15 protein-coding genes are annotated in these 17061 nt (G+C 72.8%); 7 read left to right on the forward strand and 8 right to left on the reverse strand.

All coding sequences use genetic code 11. The annotated features are described in order from the left end of the window. The first annotated feature begins 332 nt into the window (after positions 1-332). Positions 333-1508, forward strand: coding sequence for an acyl-CoA dehydrogenase family protein (locus IEY56_RS01725; protein WP_189035223.1), 1176 nt, complete (start codon positions 333-335; stop codon positions 1506-1508). A 65-nt stretch (positions 1509-1573) separates the two neighbouring features. Here IEY56_RS01725 and IEY56_RS01730 read toward each other — a convergent pair whose 3' ends face one another. Together IEY56_RS01730 and IEY56_RS01735 are read right to left on the reverse strand one after the other, a co-directional pair. Next, positions 1574-2239, reverse strand: coding sequence for an endonuclease (locus IEY56_RS01730; RefSeq protein ID WP_189035224.1), 666 nt, complete (start codon positions 2237-2239; stop codon positions 1574-1576). 402 nt (positions 2240-2641) lie between these two features. Then, entirely contained in the window at positions 2642-3013 is a 372-nt protein-coding gene (locus IEY56_RS01735; protein ID WP_189035225.1) for a hypothetical protein, read from the reverse strand. A 200-nt stretch (positions 3014-3213) separates the two neighbouring features. On the opposite strand from IEY56_RS01735, the gene IEY56_RS01740 reads away from it, so the two are divergent. The 5 genes from IEY56_RS01740 (at position 3214) to fxsA (ending at position 9376) form a co-directional block, all read left to right on the forward strand. Beyond that, entirely contained in the window at positions 3214-3654 is a 441-nt protein-coding gene (locus tag IEY56_RS01740; protein WP_045862166.1) for an Lrp/AsnC family transcriptional regulator, read from the forward strand. Between the two features lie 96 nt (positions 3655-3750). Further along, complete coding sequence (locus tag IEY56_RS01745; RefSeq protein WP_189035226.1) at positions 3751-5394, forward strand: amidohydrolase; 1644 nt, start codon at positions 3751-3753, stop codon at positions 5392-5394. A 689-nt stretch (positions 5395-6083) separates the two neighbouring features. Continuing rightward, a complete protein-coding gene (gene lnt / locus IEY56_RS01750) occupies positions 6084-7958 on the forward strand; it encodes an apolipoprotein N-acyltransferase (protein ID WP_189035227.1) in 1875 nt (624 codons plus the stop codon). Beyond that, entirely contained in the window at positions 7955-8725 is a 771-nt protein-coding gene (locus IEY56_RS01755; RefSeq protein ID WP_189035228.1) for a polyprenol monophosphomannose synthase, read from the forward strand. The genes lnt and IEY56_RS01755 overlap by 4 nt, the downstream gene beginning before the upstream one ends. A 3-nt stretch (positions 8726-8728) precedes the next feature. Beyond that, entirely contained in the window at positions 8729-9376 is a 648-nt protein-coding gene (gene fxsA / locus IEY56_RS01760) for an FxsA family membrane protein (RefSeq protein ID WP_189035229.1), read from the forward strand. 133 nt (positions 9377-9509) lie between these two features. Here the strand turns inward: fxsA and IEY56_RS01765 are convergent, their stop codons facing one another. From IEY56_RS01765 to yczE, 4 genes are all read right to left on the reverse strand, one after another. Then, positions 9510-9893, reverse strand: a complete 384-nt coding sequence (locus tag IEY56_RS01765) for an RNA polymerase-binding protein RbpA (RefSeq protein ID WP_189035230.1) — start codon at positions 9891-9893, stop codon at positions 9510-9512. A gap of 256 nt (positions 9894-10149) precedes the next feature. Further along, positions 10150-11505, reverse strand: coding sequence for an MFS transporter (locus IEY56_RS01770; RefSeq protein ID WP_189035231.1), 1356 nt, complete (start codon positions 11503-11505; stop codon positions 10150-10152). Between the two features lie 94 nt (positions 11506-11599). After that, positions 11600-12442 carry a glycerophosphodiester phosphodiesterase family protein gene (locus IEY56_RS01775; RefSeq protein WP_189035232.1) on the reverse strand — a complete coding sequence of 281 codons (843 nt, stop codon included), beginning with the start codon at positions 12440-12442 and terminating at the stop codon, positions 11600-11602. A gap of 78 nt (positions 12443-12520) precedes the next feature. After that, the gene (gene yczE, locus IEY56_RS01780; RefSeq protein ID WP_229711461.1) at positions 12521-13252 is read right to left on the reverse strand and encodes a membrane protein YczE; all 732 of its coding nucleotides are present in this window, start codon (positions 13250-13252) and stop codon (positions 12521-12523) included. 207 nt (positions 13253-13459) lie between these two features. Here yczE and yczR point away from each other — a divergent pair, with 207 nt between their 5' ends. Continuing rightward, a complete protein-coding gene (gene yczR / locus IEY56_RS01785) occupies positions 13460-14959 on the forward strand; it encodes a MocR-like transcription factor YczR (RefSeq protein WP_189035233.1) in 1500 nt (499 codons plus the stop codon). Here the strand turns inward: yczR and IEY56_RS01790 are convergent. Then, positions 14947-16665 (reverse strand): hypothetical protein, encoded by a 1719-nt coding sequence (locus tag IEY56_RS01790; protein WP_373292014.1) that lies wholly within the window; start codon positions 16663-16665, stop codon positions 14947-14949. The two genes, yczR and IEY56_RS01790, sit on opposite strands and share 13 nt — an antisense overlap. A gap of 64 nt (positions 16666-16729) precedes the next feature. Then, complete coding sequence (locus IEY56_RS01795) at positions 16730-16924, reverse strand: hypothetical protein (protein WP_045862158.1); 195 nt, start codon at positions 16922-16924, stop codon at positions 16730-16732. Between the last annotated feature and the right edge of the window lie 137 nt (positions 16925-17061).

Genomic DNA, 17061 nt, shown 5'->3' on the forward strand with positions numbered 1-17061 from the left:
CGGAGCGGCAAGTGCGGAGAAGCTTCGCGCCGGAATCTAGAAGGACTAGACCAGTCAGTCAATGGTGTGAACCAATTCGGCTGAGATCGATGACTCGGATACCCCCCGAATCGCGCCGCACCCCCGCGTTCCGCCCGGTCGCGCCCGTGACGGCCTGCCGCGGATCGGGCATACTTTCTCCGCCGCAGCCGCTGGTCAGCCGACGTCGCAACCCGGCACGGCACCTCGCGGCAAGCGGTCCACCGGTCCCGGCTCCAGCAGCGGACCGACCGGCGGCGTTCCACCACACCCCGGTCCGTCGCCGCAGCCCCCGACAGGAGGAGAGCTTCGTCATGCCCGAGTACGGACCGCAGCCGGTGGAACGGCAACTGCCCACGCAGGAGGCCCGCGACCTGCTGGCCCTCGTACGTGAACTCGTCCACCGTGAGATCCGCCCCCGCGCAGCAGAGGAAGAGGCCTCCGGGCACTTCCCCCGCGAGGTCTTCGCACTGCTCTCCCAGTCCGGTCTCCTCGGCCTCCCGTACTCGGAGGAGTTCGGGGGCGGAAACCAGCCCTACGAGGTGTACCTGCAGGTCGTCGAGGAGCTGGCCGCCGCCCGTCTGACCGTCGGCCTGGGCACGAGCGTCCACACGCTCGCCTGCCACGGCCTCGCCGTCTTCGGCAGCAAGCAGCAGCGCGCCGACCTGCTCCCGGCCATGCTCGGCGGCGGAACGCTCGGTGCTTACTGCCTGTCGGAGCCCGCGTCGGGCTCGGACGCCGCCTCCCTCCGTACGAGGGCCCGGCAGGAGGGCGACGACTGGGTCCTCGACGGCACCAAGGCGTGGATCACCCACGGCGGAGTCGCCGACTTCTACACGGTGCTCGCCCGTACGGGAGACGAGGGCCCCCGTGGCATCTCGGCCTTCCTCGTGCCGGGGGACGCGGAGGGTCTCAGCGCCGCCGCCCCCGAGCGCAAGATGGGCATGAACGGTTCACCGACCGCGCAGCTTCACTTCGACGGTGTACGCGTCAGCGACGCCCGCCGGCTCGGCGAGGAGGGCCAGGGGCTGACCGTCGCGCTGTCCGCGCTGGAGTCGGGACGGCTCGGGATCGCCGCCTGCGCCGTGGGCCTCGCGCAGGCCGCCCTCGACGAATCCCTGGCGTACATGCAGCGCCGCGAGCAGTTCGGCCGCCCCCTCACCGACTTCCAGGGGCTGCGCTTCATGCTCGCCGACATGGCCACCCAGATCGAGGCCGGACGGGCGCTCTACCTCAGCGCCGCACGGCTGCGGGACGCCGGCAGGCCCTTCTCCCGCGAAGCGGCGATGGCCAAGCTCTTCTGCACGGACGCGGCGATGCGTGTCACCACGGACGCCGTTCAGCTGCTGGGCGGCTACGGATACACCACCGACTTCCCGGTGGAGCGGTACATGCGGGAGGCGAAGGTCCTCCAGATCGTCGAGGGCACCAACCAGATCCAGCGGCTGGTCATCGCCCGGCAGCTCGCAGGCCCCGAGAACAAGCGGTAGACGCGGGCGCGGGGCGCGGCCCGGGGTCTCCGGGCCGCCGCTCCCGCACGGCGGGCGCGGGGGCGTCACTCCCCGCCGAGCACGTCGTCGACCACCTTCTTGTCGAGCGCGGCCCGCACCAGCGCCGCGGCCAGCCGGGCACTGTCGCGCCGGGCGATCAGAGCGCTCAGCTTCTCCGGCGAACGGGGCAGCCCCAGCCGTTCGGCGCCGTCCTGTGCCTTCTTGTCGAAGTAGGGCCTGAACTCGGGCCACACCTCCTGCACTTCGCGCAGGAAGATGTCCACCCCGGTGGGGCCGATGCCCGGCACCTCCCGCAGCCGTTCCGCGGGACGCGGATCGTCCCGCAGCCGGCGCAGGTCCCCCCGGTACTCCCGCAGCAGCAGCTCCGCGCCCTCCCCGAGCTGGGTGGCGGTCCGCTCGTCGTAGCGCCGGTAGCCGCCGACGCCGAGGGCGTCGACCCGCTGCTGCCAGGTCGCTTCGGCCATCCTGCGTGCGTCCTTCATGCCCGCGTCGGACAGCGCTCGGGCGGACGCGGCCGCTATGTCCGCCCGGATCCGCGCTGAGAGCAGATGCGAGAGGACCAGGAGCCGGTAGAGCGGGGAGGGGGTGTCGCGCAGCGTGATGCCCGCCTGCTCGGCGTAGGTCTGGCCGTGCCGCTCCAGGAGGGTGCGCACGGTCGCCCTCTCGCGCGTCTGGCGTGACGTCTCGGGCCTTGTCTTCGTCTGTGCCATGAGGAGCCTCACTCGACTGTGTCGGCTACGTCCGGGAGCCCGGGTGCCCAGCACCGCGCGGGGGTCACTCGGAAGCCGCGGACCATCGCGCGCATGGCGCGGATCCGTCCGGACGGGCAGCCGGCGCAGGACCGGCGGCGGAAGTCCGCCGGATACCGCCGAACGCGGGCGTGCGCGGGAGGGCCGACGGCTGCGCTGCGCGGGCACGGCGCGGCGGCAGACGAGGAGGACCCTCGGAGGGATCGTCTCGCGGTGATGTCGCCCGGCATGCCGGTGTGGCGGCGCCCGCCTCGCGGGAGATGGGCGCCGGGTCGTCAGCAGGTCGTAGGGGCGGAAAGGTGATCCGGCGGATGCCGGTGAGTCAGTCGGGCGTCCGCGCTCGGCGGTTCGCGCGACGGCCGGTCAGCGGACCGGTTCGGGGCGGCCCGCGTGGGAGAACGGCTGCGTCCGCCAGTCCAGACCCTCCGGGAGGGTCAACAGGGCCGTCAGATCGTGTTCGTGGCTTCCGTCCTGGCCCAGGGAGGCGGCCTCGGACGCCGCCCGGCCGGAGCCCTGGCACACCGTCAGACCGAACGGGTCCCACGGCGAGGCGCACAGTCCGTGCTGGGGGAGTCTGTCCTCCTCGGCGAGCAGTGCGATCGCCTGCCCGCAGTCCGGGCAGGTCACCCGGAAGATGTCGTACGTCTCGCTCTCGTATGCCTCGGGTGCCGCTGCTTCCCGTACAGCCGCCTCAGCGGCGGACACAGACGTGCGGACCCGCTTCACAGTGCGCATGCAAATCCCCCTCGGGTGGACCTGCCGGGCATCTCGCCCCCGGCTGCACAAGCACTTCCCGTGGCGTCACGCGGGTAATCTCCGCGCGCCCGGGGACACGGGTGCACGTGTGTGGCCTTGGTCACACCGCGTGCTCCCCCTGCGCTTCCGCCATGCGCCCGCTGTGCCTGAGCGTGCGCGGCACAGTAGGTTGACCTGCTGTGGAGGAAGTGGACAGGCGAATCGTCGAGCTGCTCGTCAAGGACGGGCGGATGAGCTACACCGATCTGGGCAAGGCCACGGGCCTGTCCACCTCGGCGGTGCATCAGCGCGTGCGCCGGCTCGAACAGCGCGGTGTGATCCGCGGCTACACCGCGCTCGTCGACTCCGAGGCGGTCGGGCTTCCGCTGACGGCGTTCATCTCGGTCAAGCCGTTCGATCCGAGCGCCCCCGACGACATCGCCGAACGCCTCGCCGAGGTACCGGAGATCGAGGCCTGCCACAGCGTCGCGGGCGACGAGAACTACATCCTGAAGGTGCGCGTCGGCACTCCCATCGAGCTCGAGCACCTGCTCGCCCGCATCCGCTCCCTCTCCGGGGTGTCCACCCGTACGACGGTCGTGCTCTCCACGCCGTACGAGGCTCGCCCTCCCCGCATCTGACACGCCCGGACGCGGCGTCTCCCCGCGTCGCCCCGTACGGGCGCGAGACGCCGACCCGCCCTGCCTCCGCGCGGAGACGGGCGGGAGACTGTCGCCATGAACGACAGCACGAGGCCCGGCGAGCGCGAGAACCACACCGTCCTGCTGCGGGGCGGTGAGATCCACAGCCCCGCGGACCCCTTCGCCACGGCGATGGTCACCGAAGGCGGGCGCATCGCCTGGATCGGCTCCGAGGGGGCGGCCGACTCCTTCACCGACGGCGTCGACGAGACGGTGCACCTCGAAGGGGCTCTCGTCACCCCGGCCTTCACGGATGCACATGTGCACACCACCGTGACGGGACTCGCTCTGACGGGACTCGACCTGAGCGGCGTGCCCACACTGCCGGAGGTCCTCGCCCGGATCGCCGCCTACGCGTCGTCCCGTCCGCACGACACCGTCCTGCTGGGCCACGGCTGGGACAGCACGGCCTGGCCGGAGCGCCGCCACCCCACGCGCGCCGAACTCGACGAGGCCACAGGCGGGCGGCCGTGTTACCTCACCCGCACCGACGCCCACTCCGCGCTGGTGACGACCGCGCTCCTCGACCTCGTTCCCGGCATCCGGCACGTGACGGGCTTCGACGACGACGAGCCGCTGACCCGCGACGCGCACCACGCCGCACGGCGGCGTGCCCACGGCACCCTGACCGCCGCGCGCCGGGCGGAAGCCCAGCGGGCGGCGCTGGAACACGCCGCGTCCCTCGGCATCGGCGCCCTGCACGAGTGCGCGGGCCCCGACATCTCCTCAGAGGACGACCTCACCGCGCTACTCGCGCTGGCGGCGGAGACCGACGGACCACGCGTACGGGGCTACTGGGCGGAGCCCGTCACCTCGGCCGCCGACGCCGCCCGCGTCCGTGCCCTGGGCGCCTCCGGCGCTGCCGGTGATCTGTTCGTCGACGGCTCGCTCGGCTCGCACACCGCACACCTGTCCGCCCCGTACGCCGACGCCGGGCACACCGGGACCGGCTACCTCGACGCCGCCGCAGTGGCCGCACACGTCGCGGCCTGCACCCGTGCAGGTCTCCAGGCGGGCTTCCACGCCATCGGCGACGCGGCCGTCGCCACCGTCACCGCCGGAGTGCGCGCGGCCGCCGAGGAGGTCGGCACCGATCGCGTACGGGCCGCCAGGCACCGCGTGGAGCATGCCGAGATGCTCACCGGCCAGACCATCGCCGACTTCGCCGAGTTCGCCCTCACCGCGTCCGTCCAGCCCGCCTTCGACGCGGCGTGGGGAGGCGAGGACGGCATGTACGCGACCCGCCTCGGCGCGGCGCGCGCGGCGACGCTCAACCCCTTCGCGGCGCTTCTCCGTTCGGGCGTCCCCCTGGCTTTCGGCTCCGACAGTCCGGTCACTCCGCTCGACCCGTGGGGCACGATCCGCGCCGCCGCCTTCCACCGCACACCGGAGCACCGCATCTCCGTACGCGGCGCCTTCACGGCACACACCCGCGGCGGCTGGCGCGCCACCGGCGACGACGAGGCGGGCGTCCTCGTCCCCGGCGCACCGGCGGACTACGCGCTCTGGCGCACCGGCGAACTGATCGTGCAGGCCCCCGATACGCGGGTCGCCAACTGGTCGACCGACCCCCGCTCGGGCACGCCCGGCCTGCCCGACCTCACCCCCGGAGCCCAACTGCCCGTATGCCTGCGGACGGTGGTGGGGGGACGTACCGTCTTCAGGCGCCCGAACGAGTGATGTATGCGCGTCATGTGCGGGTGCCTGACGGCCCTTCAGCCGCCGGGCGCCGCCGGGGCCGCACAGCACTGACCTGCTGTTACGGCGAAACGCCGCAGGTAGCGTCGCTGTTGACAGGCGACGCCCGCAGCCGGGTAGGTTCGGCCAGGTCCACCACAGGACGTCCGGCTTGCCACTCCCTCGCGCAGTCGTCGAACGCCGCTGGGCCAGAGGGTGGTGTACCGCACCGGGACACCACCACTGGGAGCCAGGTCCAGCGCCCACGGCACGGGGGCGGAAGGTTCAGGCTGGCCGGCAGGTGCGACCCGGGTGGGGCCCGGATGCTCAGTAGACAACGGCTCTCGGTCGACTCGCAGCCAGCGGGTCCCAGGTCGGCCCGAAGGGCACCGGGCCCCGACCCGTCGCCCGCGCCCTCGCGGCAGCCGGCGCCAGGCCCCAGCAGCCGCACCCCTCGTCAGAGCCTCGGCCCTCGCGGCACGTCTCCCCGCAGCTTCCGCGTCTCCACAGCGCCGCGGCGCTGAACCGGGCAAGATCCCGAAGCCCCGCCGATCCGCCTCCCGCGGGAGGTGCCGTACGGGCGCGTCCGGCCCCTGATTTCGTCCCCGGCATTGCCGACCCACGCCCCGCCGGGGCGCCCGCGCGTTATACGGTCACATCACGACCTCACGACCTGCAGGAAGGGCGCGATCGTGCCATCGGGTTCCGAGACCACAGCCGCATCCGCCGCGGGCGGCCGCCCCGCCGAGCGGCCGGACACCCCCGACGGGACGGAGCAGCCCCGCAGCCCGCAGAAGGAGGAAGCCGGAACCGGCACCGGCACCGCGGACGCCGGACCGGCCACCGCGCAGCACCTCTCGGAGCCCGCACCGGCGGAGCCCGCCGAAGACGGGGCGCCCGCCGCCCGGCCTGGGCGGCTGCGCCGCCTCAACGGCCTCATACGGCGCGAGACCCCGCGCACCGCTGCCGCCGCGGCGGCCGGCGTGGCCCTCGCTCTCGCCTTCCCTCCCTACGGGCTGTGGCCGCTGTCGATCCTCGCCGTGACCGCGCTCAGCCTCCTCACTCGGGGGCGCACCGTCCGGCAAGGGGCATGGACGGGCTTCGCCTTCGGCTGGCCCTTCTTCACCGTCCTGCTCAAGTGGCTCCATGTGGTGGGCTGGGACGCCGTGTTGGGCCTCGCCTTCCTCGAGAGCCTCTTCGTCCTGCTCCTCGGCGCCGCACTCGCCGCCACGTCACGTCTGCCGCTGTGGCCCCTGTGGGGCGCGTGCCTGTGGGTCGCCGAGGAGTGGGCGCGCGACCGTACGCCCTTCGGTGGCTTTCCGTGGGGGCGCATCGCCTTCGCCAACACCGGCTCGCCCTACACGCCGCTCGCCGCACTCGGCGGAGCGCCGCTGGTCACCTTCGCCGCCGCTCTCACCGGGACCGCTCTCGCGGGGGCCGCGCTGGCTGTGTGGGGGCTGCGCCGCAAAGTTCAGTCCGAGCGCGTCACCGACCCAGACTCCAGCACCCCCGTACCGGCGGGCGTCCGCAGCTACGCGAACCTTGTGCCGCTCGTGGGCTCGCTGACGCTCGCGGTCGCCGTCACCGGAGCCGGATACGCCGTGCCGGTGCCGACCGCCGCCGACGACACCGCCGACATCGCCGTCGTGCAGGGGAACGTGCAGCAGCCCGGCATGGAGTTCCTCGGGCGTCCCATGAAGATCCTCAACAACCACGTCGATACGACGCTCGACCTCGCCCGCAAGGTGAAGGCCGGGAAGGTGAAGCAGCCCGAGCTCGTCATCTGGCCGGAGAACTCCTCCGACCTCGACCCGTACAAGTGGCCCGAGGCGGGCGACCGCATCGACCAGGCGGCGAAGGCGATCGGCGTCCCCATCCTGGTCGGTGCCCTCGTCGACCACCCCAGCCGTGAGGGCTACGTCAAGAACCAGGGGATCGTCTGGGACCCGAAGAAGGGCCCGGGCGCCTCCTACACCAAGCAGCACCCCGTGCCCTTCGGCGAGTACGTGCCCTTCCGCGACGAGCTCAGCAAGGTCATCACCCGGCTTCAGCGCATCCCCCGGGACTTCTGGCCCGGCGACCGCACGGGTGTGCTGCAGACCGGCCCCGCCCGCCTGGGCGACGTGATCTGCTTCGAGGTCGCCTACGACGAGATCCCCAGGGACACCGTCAACGCCGGTGCGCGCGCCCTCGTAGTGCAGACCAACAACGCCACGTACGGCAGGACGGGTCAGCCGGAGCAGCAGCTGGTGATGTCGAAGCTGCGCGCCGTCGAGCACGGCCGGGCGGTCGTCACCGCGGCCCCCAGCGGTATCAGCGCCGTGGTCGCCCCCGACGGCACCATCCAGCAGCGCACACAGGAGTTCGAGCGGGACGTGCTGACCGCGACGCTGCCCCTGCGCGACGACACCACGCTGGCCGACCGCGTCGGCGCCGCCCCGGAGTGGCTGCTCGCTATGGTGGGCGTCCTCTCCTGCGCCGCAGCCTGGTTCGCCGGGCGCAGCCGGTCCGTCCGGCAGGCGCAGCAGACGCGGCACGTACGGCAGAAGCAAGAGGGGCAGCAGTGACGGACGGCGGACAGCGGCGGCGGAACGGTCCGCTCGGCAGTGTTCTGGTGATCATCCCGACGTACAACGAGGCCGACAACATCGAGCTCGTCACCGCGCGCGTCCGCGAGTCCGTCCCGGACGCGCACATCCTCGTCGCCGACGACAACAGCCCCGACGGGACAGGCAAGATCGCCGACGAGCTGGCCGCCCAGGACGACCGGATCAAGGTCCTCCACCGCAAGGGCAAGGAGGGCCTCGGCGCCGCCTACCTCGCGGGCTTCCGCTGGGGCATCGAGCACGGATACGGCGTGCTGGTCGAGATGGACGCCGACGGCTCGCACCAGCCTGAGGAGCTGCCCCGGCTGCTCACCGCTCTGAAGGGGGCCGATCTCGTGCTCGGCTCCCGCTGGGTGCCGGGCGGCCGGGTCGTCAACTGGCCGCGGTCGCGCAAGATCCTCTCGCGGGGCGGCAGCCTCTACTCGAGGGTGCTCCTCGACCTCCCGCTGCGTGACGTCACCGGCGGCTACCGCGCCTTCCGCAGCGAGACCCTGCAGGGCCTCGGCATCGACGCGGTGACCTCCCAGGGGTACTGCTTTCAGGTGGATCTCGCCCACCGGGCAGTCCGGGCGGGCTTCCACGTCGTCGAGGTGCCGATCACCTTCGTCGAGCGCGAGCGCGGCGACTCCAAGATGAGCCGCAGCATCGCGACGGAGGCGCTGTGGCGGGTCGCCGTCTGGGGTGTGCAGGGCCGGGTGAAGCGGCTGCTCGGTCACAGGCACACTTGAACCATGACGAGCCGTGCACCGTTTCCCTACGGGCCCTCCGGCGAGCAGCCGGGCGGCGAGACCCCCGGCGCCGCGAAGGGCCGTGATCCCGTCCCGCGTTCCCGCGTCCGGCGGTTCCTTCCGCTCGCGGTGGCCGCGTGGGCGCTGCTGGAGATCTGGCTTCTGACCCTCGTGGCCGACGCTGCCGGTGGTCTGGCCGTGCTCGGGCTGCTGGTGGCGGGGTTCGTGGTGGGCGCCGTCGTCATCAAACGCGCCGGGCGGAGAGCCTGGCGCAGGCTCTCCGAGCAGGTGCAGCAGGCGCAGTCCGAGGCCGCCGGGGGAGCGGGCGAAGCGCGGCGACGCGACGAACGTGGGGGCGGCGGGAACGCGCTCGTGATGCTCGGCGGGCTGCTGCTGATGGTGCCCGGCCTGCTCTCCGACGCCGCCGGGCTGCTGTGCCTCTTCCCGCCGACCGCCGCGCTGATGCGCCGTACGGCGAGGCGGCACCTGGAGCGCCGCTCGGGCTTCGCGTCCGGCAGTCTCGGGGACGCCTACCAGCAGGCCCGCAAGGCGGAGGAGCAGATGCGCATCCACCGCCCCGACGGCAAGATCGTCGAGGGCGAGGTCATCGAGGGCGAGGTCGTACGGGACGACGACCCGCCCACGCGTTGAGCGGCCCGGCGCCCGGCGGAGTCCGTACAGCGAAGCGCGGCCCGGCGACCATGCGAGATGGTCACCGGGCCGCGTTCGTGTTCACGAAGCCGCTGTCGCGCCCGGCGCGGTACTGACCGCGCCGTTCAGGCTCTCAGGCGGACTTGCGCTTGCTGTTGCCGTCCCGCGGGTGCACCGCGAGATTCATCGTGCCGGACCGGAGCACGGCCAGACGCTCCGCGAGAACCTCTTCGAGCTCCTCACGGGTGCGCCGTTCCATGAGCATGTCCCAGTGCGTACGCGCCGGCTTGCCCTTCTTCTCCTCCGGCCCTTCGCCGTCCACGAGGAGTGCCTGTGCACCGCACACCTTGCACTCCCACTCGGGCGGGATCTCGGCCTCTACAGAGAACGGCATCTCAAAGCGATGGCCGCTCTCACATGCGTACTCCACGGCCTGGCGCGGTGCCAGGTCGATACCGCGGTCGGTCTCGTAGCTGGTCACCACGAGTCGCGTGCCGCGAAGAGCTCGCTCACTCATGAATTCGTGCCTCCCGGGCTTGTCGCCCACAGGACAGGTATGTCGCTGTCGTCGTCATCTGGTCAACGTCCGGTCGGCGGTGAAGATTCCCGAAACGGGAGATGCGTCGTCCGTCGTGCCGCCCTTCTGATACCCACCAATGACCGGTTTGTCACAACTGGCAGGAGATGTCACCCAGCGATCTCATCTCCCGCCGTGCGGTAACGCTCCATCCGGCGAGTCGAGGGCGTACACTACCCGGCCGCCGCCGCATGTCCTAAATCCGCTCCGGCAACGGGTTCCCCGCGGCCTTCGCCGCCCGCTCCACCGGTACCCGCAAAAGCAGGACGAAACCGAGAACGAAGAAGACGAGAAGCGAGATGATCGCGGCCCGGTAGCTCTCCGTCAGCTGGTAGGCCAGCCCGAACACGAGCGGCCCCAGCCAGCTCGTCCCCCGGTCGCTCACCTCGTACAGGGAGAAGAACTCCGCCTCCTTGCCGGGCGGTACGAGCTGGGAGAACAGCGAACGGGACAGCGCCTGGCTGCCTCCCATCACCAGCCCGATCCCGGCGGCCAGCACGAAGAAGTACCCCGGGGCGCCGGCCGGCAGGAAGTAGCCGGCGGCGACCGTCACCGTCCAGGCCGCCAGGGACCCGAGGATCGTGCGCTTGGCCCCGTAGTGCTGTGCGAGGCGCCCCATCAGCAGCGCCCCGGCCACGGCCAGGACCTGGACGAGCAGGATCGCGGAGATCAGGGTCGTCTGGTCCAGGCCCAGTTCTTCCGAGCCGAAGACGGACGCCTGCGTGATGACGGTCTGCACCCCGTCGTTGTAGACGAGGTACGCCAGCAGGAAGAGCATCGTGAGCCTGTAGCGCCGCAGTTCACGCGCCGTCTCGGCGAGCTGCCGCCAGCCGCTGAGCAGCGACACGCGCTCGCCCGCCGCCGTCCCCGGGCGCTCCCGCAGCCGCCGCAGCGGCACGATCGTGAAGACGGCCCACCACACTCCGGCCGAGGCGATGCAGATGCGGGCGGCCGAGCCCTCGGTGACTCCGAGGGAGTCGTGGCCGAGGAAGAGGGCGAGGTTGCCGACGAGGACGATCGATCCCGCGGCGTAGCCGAAGGCCCAGCCGCGTGAGGAGACGGCGTCCCGCTCCTCCGGCCCCGCGATCTGCGGCAGGAACGCGTTGTAGATGACCGCGGCCACCGCGAAGCCCACGTTGGCGACCACGAGCAGCGCCCCGCCCAGCAGGTAGCGCTCGCCCTCCAGGAAGAACATCCCGGACGTGGCACCGGCGCCCACGTAGGCGGCCACCCCGAGGATCGGCTTCTTGCGGCCGGTCCGGTCGGCTATCGCGCCGGCGAGCGGCATCACCAGCACGGACAGCAGGACGGAGGCGGAGACCGCGTAGGCGAAGAACGAACCGGCCCGCACGGGGATGCCCAGCGGGTGGACGAATCCCTCGGCGTCGGCGGCGGCCTTGGCGATCCCCGTCAGGTACGGCCCGAGGAAGACGGTCAGCACCGAGGTGGAGAAGACCGAGTTGGCCCAGTCGTAGAAGTACCAGCCGCGCTGCTCACGGCGGCGCTCGGCCGTGCCGTCCCCGGCTCCGGCGTCGGTCACGACTGCACTCACAGCTGTCCCCCTGCCTCCGCGGCACCCCGTGGTGCCTGCATGCGCTGCCCGTCCCGTCCGCGTCCGCGGCCGGTGTGTGCGTGCTGCGGCCCGGCTAGTGGGAAGAGCCGGGCAGCCACGCGTTCCGCTCGATGAGGACTTCGCGCAGTGTCTCGATGTGATCGGTCACAATGCCGTCAACTCCCAGGTCGAGCAACTCCTCCATCGAATCCCGTTCGTTGACGGTCCAGACGTGCACCTGCATCCGGCGGGCGTGGGTGGCCCGTACGAAGGCCCGGTCGACCACCGGGACCCCCGAACGATGGCGCTCGGGAACCTGCACGCACACGGCGCTGCGCCGCACCGCCCACGCCGGGAGCAGGCCGTACGAGCGCAGCCGGAGGCGTATCACCCCGCGGGTTCCGAGAGACGTGGCCAGCCGGGGACCGGCGAGGTCCTGGGCCCGTGCCACTCTGGCCTCCTCGAAGGAGCCCACGCACACCCGCGCCCACGCCTCCTGTTCGGCGAGCAGTTCGAGCAGGGGCAGGAGCGCGGCCTCGGCCTTGACGTCGATGTTCCAGCGCGCCGAGGGGAAGGCCCGCAGCAGGTCGCGCATGAGGGGCAGCGGCTCGCTGCCGCCGATGCGGGCCTGCCGCACTTCTGACCAGGTCAGCTCGCCGATCACGCCTCGGGCGTCCGTCACGCGCTCCAGCGTGGCGTCGTGGAAGGCGACGAGCTGCCCGTCGGCCGTGGCGTGGACGTCGGTCTCCAGGTAGCGGTAGCCGAGCCGTACGGCGTGCTCGAAGGCGCTGAAGGTGTTCTCCAGGCCCTCGGCGGCACCGCCCCGGTGGGCGAAGGCCAGGGGTGCCGGATGGTCGAGGAAGGGGTGCCGCGGCGCCCGGCGTGCGGGGCGGGCGCGGTGCGGGGGCCCGGGGGCGGCGGGGTGCTCGGCGCTCATCACCGCCGCAGTATCGCGCGGGGCCGTCCCGTCGCGGGAGCGGGGTGCGCCGGGCACGGCCTCTGCCCGTGCGGTGGGCTATGCGCGGGGTTCGGGCGGCGGTGCGGGCGAGGACGGCCGTACGTCCTCGCCGTCCGCCGGGTCGGCCTTGCGTCGGACGGGCGACGCGGGAGGACCCGGGACCGCGAACACCCGCAGGAAGAGCTGCGAGAGCGGGCCGATGGCCAGCGCGTACAGGACGGTGCCGACCCCGGCCGTGCCGCCCAGCAGCAAGCCGGAGACCAGGACCGTCACCTCGATCCCTGTGCGTACGAGCCGGATCGAACGGCCCGTCACGCGGTGCAGCCCCGTCATCAGCCCGTCGCGGGGGCCGGGGCCGAAGCGCGCCGAGATGTAGAGGCCGGTGGCGGCACCGTTGAGGACGACGGCCGCCACCATCAGCGGGATCTGCGCCGCGAGTGCGTCAGGGGCGGGTACGAGCAAGATCGTGCCGTCCATGGCGAGCCCGACCAGCAGGGCGTTGGAGACCGTGCCGAGGCCGGGACGCTGGCGCAGCGGCACCCACAGCAGCAGCACCACGCCGCTCGCGATGATCGCGACGACGCCGATCGACAGGTCCGTGCGCTCGGCGACGCCCTGGTGGAGGACGTCCCACGGGTCGAGCCCGAGGCCGGCCTGGACCATCAGGCCGGCGCTCGCCCCGTAGAGCAGCAGCCCCGCGTACAGCTGTGCCAGACGGCGGCCGAGGTACTTGCGGGGCCCGCCGGACGCCGCCCGGCCGGTACTGCGCGCTGCCTTGAAGACGGACAAGACCGGCCCCTTCCCTTGACTTTCCACGACCTCGTGGTTTCCGCCGGATCCCCGGGTCTCTTCGGCGCTCCGCCGCGCGCCGGCGGGGCGCCGCGTTGCGTCGCGTGCCGCGTCAGGAGTCCTGGCGCGGGTGAGTGCATGCGTGGCAGTCTGGAACCGTCGATCAGGCCACATCCATGGCCAATCCGGGGAAGGTGGACCGCAAACATGGCGCAGTGGACCTCTGCTGTCGGAGCGCCGCAGCTGGCGCGGCTGCTGGCATCCCAGCGTGCCGCAACCGCGGCGGAGGCCGGACACCGCGTGCCGGCGTACCGGTCGCTGGCCGACGGCGTACGCCTGCTCGTACTGGAGGGCCGCCTGCCGGTGGCCACCCGCCTACCGGCCGAACGTGAACTCGCCTCGGCCCTGCGCGTCAGCCGGACGACGGTGGCCGCCGCCTTCGAAGCGCTCCGCAACGACGGGTTCCTCGCGTCGCGTCGCGGCTCCGGCAGCTGGACCGCGGTCCCCGCCGGGAAGCCGCTGCCCACCCGCGGGCTGGAGCCGCTGCCGCCCGAGTCCGCCGGTTCGGTCATCGACCTCGCCTGCGCCTCGTTCCTGGCCCCCGAACCGCATCTCACCGACGCCTTCCAGGGCGCGGTGGGCGACCTCGCGCCCTACACCCACACGCACGGCAACTACCCCGCCGGACTCCCCGCGCTGCGGGAGGCACTCGCCCAGCGCTACACGGCGCGCGGTGTGCCCACCATGCCCGAGCAGATCATGGTCACGACCGGTGCCATGGGGGCCGTCGCGGCGCTCGCGCGTCTCCTCACCCCGCGCGGTGAGCGGGTCGCCGTCGAGCACCCCTCGTACGCCAACGTGCTGCACCTGCTGCGGGACGCCGGCGCCCGGCTGGTGCCCGTGCCGATGGCGGCGGAACTGGCGGGCTGGGACCTGCCCGCATGGCAGCAGGCGTTCCGGGACGCGGCTCCCCGCATGGCCTACGTCATCGCCGACTACCACAACCCCACGGGAGCGCTCGCGACGGACGACCAGCGGCGTGACCTGGTGGCGGCCGCGCGGGCGGCCGGGACGGTCCTCGTCGCGGACGAGTCGATGACCGACCTGACTCTCGACGAGGATGCCGGACTCCCGCGTCCCGTCGCCGCGTTCGACCCGGGCGGCTCGGCCGTCATCACCGTCGGCTCCGTCAGCAAGGCCATCTGGGCGGGCCTGCGCATCGGCTGGGTGCGTGCCGCGCCGGAGGTGATCCGCAGCCTCGTCGCGGCCCGGGTCTACGCGGACCTCGGCAGCCCCGTACTCGAACAGCTCGCCGTCGCCCGGCTGATGACGGGCGACGGCTGGGACGCGGCGGTGGCGGTGCGGCGCGCCCGGGCCCGCGAGAACCGCGACGCGCTCGTCACCGCTCTGCGGGACCGGCTGCCCGACTGGGAGTTCACCGTTCCGAAGGGCGGCCTGACCCTCTGGACCCGCACGGGCGGGCTGTCCGGCTCGCGCATCGCGGACGCCGGTGAGCGCATCGGGGTACGGGTGCCCGCCGGGACGCGCTTCGGGGTGGACGGCGCCTTCGAGGGCTACGTGCGGCTGCTCTTCACCGTCGCCGATCCGCTCGTCGACGAGGCCGTCGCCCGCCTCGCGAAGGCCGCCGACATGGTGCGGACGGGCGCGGTCCCCGAGGGAGACGTCCCTCGCACCTACGTGGCCTGAGCGCCTGCCTGCTGCTCCGAGACCGCCACCGGCGCCGCTGCGGCCGAGGCGGCTGCCGTACCGGTGACGCTCTTCTCCGGTACGGAGGCCGTCGGCACGGTGGGGTGCGATCCCTGCTGAGGGGACGGCTCCGGAGGCACCGGCATGTCCGGCTCCCGCGTCCGGACACTCGTGCCGCCCGTCGTCCGCCCGCTCGCCAGAGGCGGCAACAGCCGCAGCACGGCCCGCCGTTCGCCCTCGTTCGCGGCGTCGTCGAGCGGGTCGGGGGTCGCCGGAACCTGGAGCCGGAGCACGGGGCCCGCGCCCAGCCGGGCGAAACCGCGGCCCGGAGGCGTGAGCGGCCCGGGCGGGGAGACGGCGTCCACGCCGAGCACCGACCAGGCCTCCTCCGGAGACGCCGTGCCGAGCACGACGCGGGCCCTGCAGTAGGAGCGCACGGCGCGGTTCAGCTCGTCCGCGCACTCGAAGTGCTCGGCCACGACGACCGTCACGTTCGCGGCCCGCCCGTGCCGCAGCGGGACCTGGAGCAGCTCCTGGGGGTCGCGTCTGCCCTCCGTACGGGCCAGATGACTGAGTGCGGCGGGCCTGTCGAGGACGATCCACAGCGGCCGCCGGGCGTCGTCGGGGACGAGGTTTCCCGCCTGCCGGGCGCGGCTCGCCACGGACAGGCGCCGTTCCGTCTCGTGCACCGCCCACTCCGCGCACGCCACCGCCCCCGTCAGCGACGTCTCCACGGCGAGGACGCCGGCCCGCCCCGCGAGGCACGCGTACTCCCCGGAGCCGCTGCCGTCGACGACCAGGACGTCGCCGTGTTCGAGAGCCTGCAGGACCACCGAGCGGAGCAGCGTGGTCGAGCCCGCACCGGGCGCACCGACGACGAGGAGGTGCGACTCCGTCGCCCGCGCGCCCGTACGCCACACGACCGGGGGGACGTCGCGCGCCTGGCCCGCATCGGTGACGGGCACCCGGCGGTGCACCGAGTCCGCGTCGGTGAAGCCGAGTACGACCTCGCCGGGGCCCGTCACGAACCGCTGGGCGCGGATGCCCTCGGGCAGTGGCTCGGGGACGGTCATCTCCAGCTCGTTGCGCTCCTCGTCCCACACGAAGCGGTACTCGCGGTCGCGCCCCGACTTGGCGCCGAGCAGCCGCTCCACGAGGAAGCGGAGCTTCGCGTCGCTGTCGCGGAAGTGGGCGGGGTAGCGCAGCAGCAGACGGCCGATGCGTCCGTCGTCGGTGAACTCGATCTCCTCGAAGGCCCGTTCCCAGCTGCCGTCGTGGGCGAACAGGGGTTGCGGGTTCGGGTCGTCCTGCAGCGCGAAGAGGGGGACCAGCGCCTCGTAGACCGCCTGCAGCCGCTTGCTCTCCTCCTCGCTGGGGTCGGCGCCCACACCCGAGCCCTCCCGGCCCTGCCAGGCGGCCGCGCCCACCACCAGGACCACGGCGAACGCCGGACCCCACGGCATCAGCGCCACGACCAGCACGCCCACTCCCAGCAGGAAGAGGACCGGGCCGCGGCGCTCCTTCGGCGTCCGGGACCACCAGCGCACGGCGAGCACGACCAGCCGGCCGAGCCCTCGCACGAGCGTGATCACGGGATGGAGCACGTCGAGGGCACCGTCGGTGCCGGAGCGCACGAGGCTGTGCGCCCGCCCGGTCATCGCCGGGCCCGGACCCCGTCGCGGCCGGGGGAGCGGCCAACGCGCCACGGAACCTCCTGAGTGAAGCGGATCTCTGCGGCCGAATGGCGGCGCGGCGTCCGCCGTCGCCGTTTCAGAACTTGATGCCGCCGAGCAGTCCGGCAAGGCTCGCGCCGCCCGCCTTGATGCTCGGCGCGATGGCGGTGCCGGCCAGGTAGAAGCCGAACAGCGCGCAGACCAGCGCGTGCGAGAACTTCAGACCGTCCTTGCGGGTGAAGAGAAAAATGATGAAGCCGAGCAGGAGGACGCCGGAGATGCTGAGAATCATGGGGACTCCTGATGTAGGGGACATCACCCTGAGTTCCTTCAGGTTCACAGAAAGTGCACAGGCTGGGAAACGGGCAACCGGGTGATTCACCGCGAGTCCGCCGGCGTCCGGCGGCGAGTGCCGGTGGGCGGAACCGG

It is taken from the genome of Streptomyces daqingensis (assembly GCF_014645895.1).
Taxonomy (GTDB): domain Bacteria; phylum Actinomycetota; class Actinomycetes; order Streptomycetales; family Streptomycetaceae; genus Streptomyces; species Streptomyces daqingensis.